Raw genomic sequence first — 5,500 nt, forward strand, 5'->3', positions numbered from 1 at the left:
GCCCACTGGCGAAGCGTCATCGGGTGGATACCCAGACGCTTGGCAGCCTTGGACATACGCAGCAACTCCATGCCTGCAAACATACATGCACAACATTAGGGATAACTAATGAAGTTGGTGAGCCTCGTGGAGCCGAGCAGAAGACCCGCACCGCCCGAACCCGCAAGGGGACGGGCAAGCGGGCGGCCGGCGCAACACCCCGCCAGGGGACAGAAACGAGAGATCGTCGACAGGACACCAGACGCGAACAACTCGCGCTCTGGTGACACCGTCACGAACCTTCCGGGCGGAAACGCCCAAAATACTGAGAGTCGTTGAGACTCGATGCAACGGGAGCTGGTTTCTCGCCTTCGGTCAGGAGAGAGGAACCTCGTTCGACTAGGGTCTGGTCGTATGTTGATCAGTGAGGCGGCGGGCTTCCTGGCCTCGTCCGAGGGGCGCCGAAATCCGTATCCCGCCTACGCGGCTCTGCGCGCCCACGGGCCGGTGGTGCGGTTGGGGGCGAACTTCTACGCGGCGACTGGTTACGACGCGATCAACGCGTTGTTGCGTGACCCTCGCTTACGGGTCATGGGGTGGCCGGAGGGCCCGGCCAGCCGCCTGATCGCGGCTTCGCTGTTGAAGGCGAACGGCGCCGAACACATCCGTGTGCGCAGGCTGACGGCGGTGGCGTTCTCGCCGGGCCGGGTGGAGGCGCTGCGCGAGGCGATCACCGTGGAGGCCACCAAACTCGCGGCGTACCTGGCCTGCCTGGGCGGCTCCGGAGAGGTCGTGGACCTCATGGACGAGTTCGCCTACCCGCTGCCGATCCGAGTCATCTGCGCGCTGCTGGGTCTGCCGGCCGCCGAGCAGCAGTGGTTGCGGGAGCGGGCACACGAACTGACGGAGGTTCTGGAGCCCCGGCCACCCGGCGAGCACACCGTCGCCGCAGACCGGGCTGCCATCGAACTTGAGTCTTACTTCAACGATCAGGTCCGCAGGCGCCGTGGCATGCGCGGCGACGACCTGACCGGCGCGTTGATCGCGACGCACGACGCGGGGGGCGGCCTGTCGAGCCGGGAACTGATCTCCAACCTGGTCTCCTTGCTGTTGGCAGGTTTCGAGACCACCGCCAACCTCATCGGCAACGGCATGGGCGTCCTGCTCGACCATCCTGGTCTCGCCTCCCGGCTCGCGGCGGATTCCAGCCTCGCCGACGCCTACGTCGAAGAGCTGCTGCGTCTGGAGTCGCCGCTGCAGCTCACCAGCCGTTGGGCTACGGAGGAGGTGGACATCGACGGGGCTGACCGGATCGAGGCGAACAGTCATGTCATGGTGTTCCTCGGGGCAGGCAACCGCGACCCCGGCCGTTTTCCCGACCCCGACCGCTTCGACCCGTTCCGCCGGTCCGTCCAGCCACTCTCCTTCGGCGCGGGTGCGCACTACTGCCTCGGTGCCGCGCTGGCGAGGCTGGAGGCCCGCGTCGCGCTTCCCCTGTTGCTGGCCCGCTTCCCCGCTATGGTGCGCGGGGGCGAGGCGGTCCGACGGGACCGCAGCACCTTCCGTGGATATGCCAACTTGCCTATTTTTACTGGAGGTTGACATCGGACTGTCCTTGTCAGCTCCGCCCGCCCACTGCAAGAATCGGCAGGCCCCACCCGTACCAGCCGTCACCTGAGTGACGGAGGGATCGAAAGGAAACGACATGCCCGCGACCGCCGAACTCCTCGCCGACATCGAGCGGACCGAGTACCTTCTCGAGGGCCACGAACCCGTTTCGGCCCACGCGCCCGTCGCCCCGTGCGCCACCGTCACCGATGACGAGGCGACCGCGATTTTCTACGTGTGCTGACGCCGCCGGTACCTGTGCTGACGTGGCGGACGGCCGACGGTGACTCCTCGGCGGCCGTTCCACCGGCCGTGTGGCTCGAGCGGGTCGAGGCCGAGGCCCGCGCAGGTGTGGAAGCCGCCTGCCAGGAGAACCCGGGCCTGCTCCCCTCCGGGCTGTCCGGTCTGCTCGACCGCTATCCCGGTAGCGTCCCGGCGCGGCTCTTCGGCATCCTGGTGGCAGGTGCCCTCGGCGGGCAGCCCGAGGACGCCATGCCGGTGGTAGCTGTCTCCCGGCTCTGGTGGGCGGGAGCGCAGGCGCTGGATGATCTCGCCGATTCCCCCGGTGTGTCCGCCCCTCTCACCGCCCACCAGCTATCCACCGCCGAGAACGCCCCCTCCCCCGCCCAGGACGCCGCCCGCCTGGTACTACTGGCGATGGCGTGCGGCACCCTCGTGCCGTTCGCGATCATTGAGCGGCGGCAACTTCCACCGGAAATTACCGGATTCTGGCGACGCACCCTCCTCCGCACGTCCCTTCGGGCCACCGCGGGGCAGCTCGCCGACCTTGCCTCCTTCGACGGCCCGTTCACTTGGGCGCAGGCGATCAAGACCTACCGGGGGAAGACCGGCGCTCCCTACGGACGCGACGCCGTCATGGCGGCCCGACTATCGACCGCCGACCCGGTGTCCCTGCGTGCCTGGCACGCGTTCGGCGAACTCTTCGGCCTCCTGCGCCAAGTCGCCAACGACGCCGCGCACAGGGGTTCCGGCCGCGACGAGGATCTCTCCAACGGGACCGTCACCCTGTTACTCGCCCACGCCCTGGAGAAGGCCGGGCCCGGGGCGCGCCGGCATCTGCTGTGGCTGCACACCCATGCCCGACACGACCCCGAAGCGCGAACCGAACTGTCGGCGGCCCTGCGCCGGCCAGGCATCGAAGCCGACTACGCCGACTGTGTCGGCGTCCTGCGGCAGCAGGCGTGCGCGCTCCTGGACCGGCTGGCTCCGGCTTCCAGCCACCGCGACCTGCTCCACCACCTGATGCACGGATCGGAACGGTCCGCGGTCGGATCCATGACGTAGCCCCGGGCAGAGCATCGAGGACGGCGACTGACGTGACTCCTCCCCGTCCTGAAGGACGGGGAGGAGTCACGGACGAAGGCCTGCGCAACGTGTTGCGCGGGCGTACCGCACGCACTCCTCTACCGACAGTAGAGGGGCGCGGTAGAGTGAGAATATGGCAGCAGACGAAACAAGCATCAAGGTGAGCACCGCTGCGCGGGACCGGCTCGCCCAGCTGGCGGCCGAGCACGGCACGACCATCCGCAGCCTGGTCGAGGACCTCGCACAGGACACCCCGACCCGGGCCGAGTACGCCGAGCGCGCCGACCTGGCCCGCGCCGAGCTCGCCGCCGCCCTGGGGCAGGCGCCCAGCCCGGAAGCCGAGGCCAAGGCCCGCGCCCTCCTCGAGCGCCTGGGCAACAACCAGCACGGCTCGCAGGCCGCCGCGTAGTGGCGGCGATCGCGGTCGTCCTGGACCACACAGCTGCCACCGCCCTGTACGACCCGAAGGACCCCTTCAACGAGGCGGTCGCCGCGTTCTACGTGCAGGCCTCCGGCGGACTCGGTGATCTGTATGCACCGGTGCTCTCCCTGACGGCCGGCGACGCCGAACGGCCGGGCCTGCTCGGCTACATCAAGGGGCTACGGTTCATCCGGATCGAGGCGTTCGACACCAACGCCGCGGTCACCGCCACCGAACTGCTGCGCTTCGGGCACTCCTGGGCCGCCGTCCACGCCATCCACGCCGCCCGCCCCTCCCCCGCCCACCCCACCGGACGGTATCTACTCACCCTGACGCCGAAGACGTACGCGGGCACCGGCGTCCAGGCCGTCCACCCCGACCAGTAACCGCCAGCCGCCCGGTGGATCCTTGGAGGATTCGTATGCGGCCGCCAGGGTCGATAGCCGGCCGGACCCGGGCACTTCAGGGGTGCTGAGGCCGACCTGGTGCGTCGGCGGGCACCATCGTGGCCCGCTCTGTCAGCGGGCCTGGGCGCGCGCGGTGTAGTGCTCCTGCAGGCGGCGCAGCATGCTGTGACAGTACTCGGCCAGGGGCCGGTGCTGATCTTCGTCGATGACCAGGGTGATGGTGTGCATGCCGTCGTCACCCTGCAGGGCGCCGCGGGGCTGGGAGCCGCGCAGGTTGGGCCAGTAGCGGCCGTGCGCGAATCCGGAGGCGGCTCGCCAGGCAGCGCCCACATTGACTGCGGTGAGGCCGGCCGAGGGCACGGCGGCGAGCAGGATCTGGTGGGTGGCGGGTCAGGTGAGCGGCGGCAGGCCGAGGCGGTCGGCGATGTCCCTGATTTTCTGCGCGGCGCTGCGCGCCGGCCAGGATCGACAGCGTCTCCCTCCACATGGAGACGCTCAAGGCCCGCATGGACCCCGAGCAGCACGACGTCCTGGCCAAGGCCGTGCACGAGACAGCGCACCAGATAGCCGAGGGCCATCAGGCCGGCCCTGTCGGTGACGCCTCGCAGTTCACCGATTAGGTGCTGCGGGAGTACGCGACGGTCCTGGGGATTCTCCTGACCGGCCGCATGGGCCACCAACTCGTGGAGCTGCCCGGCCCCGACGGCAGCCCCGGCTTCGCCATCGTGGAAGCCTCCGCCGCCGACCCGGCGAAGCTGCAGGGGTTGCGCGAAAAGTACCGTCGCTTCGTCACTGAGCAGCAGGCCCTCTACAACGAGCTGGACGGCGTCGCCCGCGCCAGCGGCCTGAGCGCCGAGGACTGACAGTGATGATTGCTGTGGCTCCGCTCGGCGGTCTGACCCCAGGACTGACTGGCGCTTCGGCTGTCCTCGAGTGGATTCGTCGGCCGTCCGGGCGGGGCCACGGCGCGCGTGGCCGGTCGGGCATCTGTGACTTCATAGCGCCTCTGTGTGTCAAGCGGCTTGAGCGAGGCAGTTCCGTTGGTCGCGTTTCATGATCCGGTAGACCACGTTGAACAGGCGTCGCTTGAGAGCCCTGCGGGCCTCCGAAGACGTCTTCCCTTCAGAGATCTTGCGAAGGTAGTAGTCCTGCCCGCGCCCGCCGTCGCGGATCTGGCAGACGGCGATGGTGTGCAGGACCGAGTTCAGCGCACGGTTGCCGCCGGTGCTGCTGGGCGAGCGAGCGGCCCAGGCCGCCGGCACCCTCGACCGCGAAACGTCGGTCGGGCCACTGCTCGCACCATCGCGTCAGCTGGCGGAAAGTCCCGGCGTTGACGACGAACCGGCGCTGGGCCACCTGGTGGCCGGCGGCGTCGACGGCGACGGCGGTGTGGGACGACTTGTGGGGATCGACACCGATCAGGATCACAGGCTGCTGCCCTCGCACTCGATGAGACAGGAACGGGAGTGCGGTGGGCACCCTGACTTGAAGTCACTGCGTCACCTTCATGCCTCTGTCGAGCCACACCGCGCGGGTGTCGGCCGGCGGCGGCACGCTATCAGTGAGCCAGCCCGAGGGCGGCAAGGAGCACTGCGGGCCCGTGCCGACCGACACCCTGGACGCTACGGCTGCAGACCGAGCATCTGGGCTCGATTCAACATTTCAGGAGCCCGGCCAAAGGTCCCATCACTGTCTTGTCCGTCTGCCCGACCGGCACGTGCCCTCCCACACACGTCGGACGGAAGGACACCAAGCTCCA

10 protein-coding genes are annotated in these 5,500 nt (G+C 69.1%); 7 read left to right on the forward strand and 3 right to left on the reverse strand.

From position 1 onward, the window contains the following. Positions 1–83 (reverse strand): helix-turn-helix domain-containing protein (locus tag ABZT03_RS42730; protein ID WP_356049546.1); only part of this gene is annotated, 83 nt, incomplete at its 3' end. 310 nt (positions 84–393) lie between these two features. Here ABZT03_RS42730 and ABZT03_RS42735 point away from each other — a divergent pair. The 5 genes from ABZT03_RS42735 to ABZT03_RS42755 all read left to right on the forward strand — a co-directional run bounded on the left by ABZT03_RS42735 (position 394) and on the right by ABZT03_RS42755 (position 3,720). Continuing rightward, positions 394–1,581, forward strand: a complete 1,188-nt coding sequence (locus tag ABZT03_RS42735; protein WP_356049531.1) for a cytochrome P450 — start codon at positions 394–396, stop codon at positions 1,579–1,581. Between the two features lie 103 nt (positions 1,582–1,684). Beyond that, positions 1,685–1,831, forward strand: coding sequence for a hypothetical protein (locus tag ABZT03_RS42740; protein ID WP_356049532.1), 147 nt, complete (start codon positions 1,685–1,687; stop codon positions 1,829–1,831). After that, positions 1,825–2,892 (forward strand): polyprenyl synthetase family protein, encoded by a 1,068-nt coding sequence (locus ABZT03_RS42745; protein ID WP_356049534.1) that lies wholly within the window; start codon positions 1,825–1,827, stop codon positions 2,890–2,892. The genes ABZT03_RS42740 and ABZT03_RS42745 overlap by 7 nt, the downstream gene beginning before the upstream one ends. Positions 2,893–3,046: 154 nt before the next feature. After that, positions 3,047–3,322: a hypothetical protein gene (locus tag ABZT03_RS42750; RefSeq protein ID WP_356049536.1), complete on the forward strand. Its 276-nt coding sequence runs from the start codon at positions 3,047–3,049 to the stop codon at positions 3,320–3,322. Beyond that, positions 3,322–3,720 carry a hypothetical protein gene (locus tag ABZT03_RS42755; protein WP_356049537.1) on the forward strand — a complete coding sequence of 133 codons (399 nt, stop codon included), beginning with the start codon at positions 3,322–3,324 and terminating at the stop codon, positions 3,718–3,720. Before ABZT03_RS42750 ends, ABZT03_RS42755 begins: the two co-directional genes overlap by 1 nt. Positions 3,721–3,852: 132 nt before the next feature. Here the strand turns inward: ABZT03_RS42755 and ABZT03_RS42760 are convergent, their stop codons facing one another. Then, positions 3,853–4,071 (reverse strand): hypothetical protein, encoded by a 219-nt coding sequence (locus ABZT03_RS42760; RefSeq protein WP_356049538.1) that lies wholly within the window; start codon positions 4,069–4,071, stop codon positions 3,853–3,855. 155 nt (positions 4,072–4,226) lie between these two features. On the opposite strand from ABZT03_RS42760, the gene ABZT03_RS42765 reads away from it, so the two are divergent. Continuing rightward, positions 4,227–4,361 (forward strand): hypothetical protein, encoded by a 135-nt coding sequence (locus ABZT03_RS42765; protein ID WP_356049540.1) that lies wholly within the window; start codon positions 4,227–4,229, stop codon positions 4,359–4,361. Further along, positions 4,362–4,604, forward strand: a complete 243-nt coding sequence (locus tag ABZT03_RS42770; protein WP_356049542.1) for a hypothetical protein — start codon at positions 4,362–4,364, stop codon at positions 4,602–4,604. A gap of 259 nt (positions 4,605–4,863) precedes the next feature. On the opposite strand, the gene ABZT03_RS42775 is transcribed toward ABZT03_RS42770, so the two are convergent. Further along, positions 4,864–5,220, reverse strand: a complete 357-nt coding sequence (locus ABZT03_RS42775; RefSeq protein ID WP_356049544.1) for a transposase — start codon at positions 5,218–5,220, stop codon at positions 4,864–4,866. Positions 5,221–5,500 lie beyond the last annotated feature (280 nt).

Origin of the sequence: Streptomyces sp. NPDC005574, assembly GCF_040605435.1 — a bacterium.
Classification (GTDB): Bacteria; Actinomycetota; Actinomycetes; order Streptomycetales; family Streptomycetaceae; genus Streptomyces.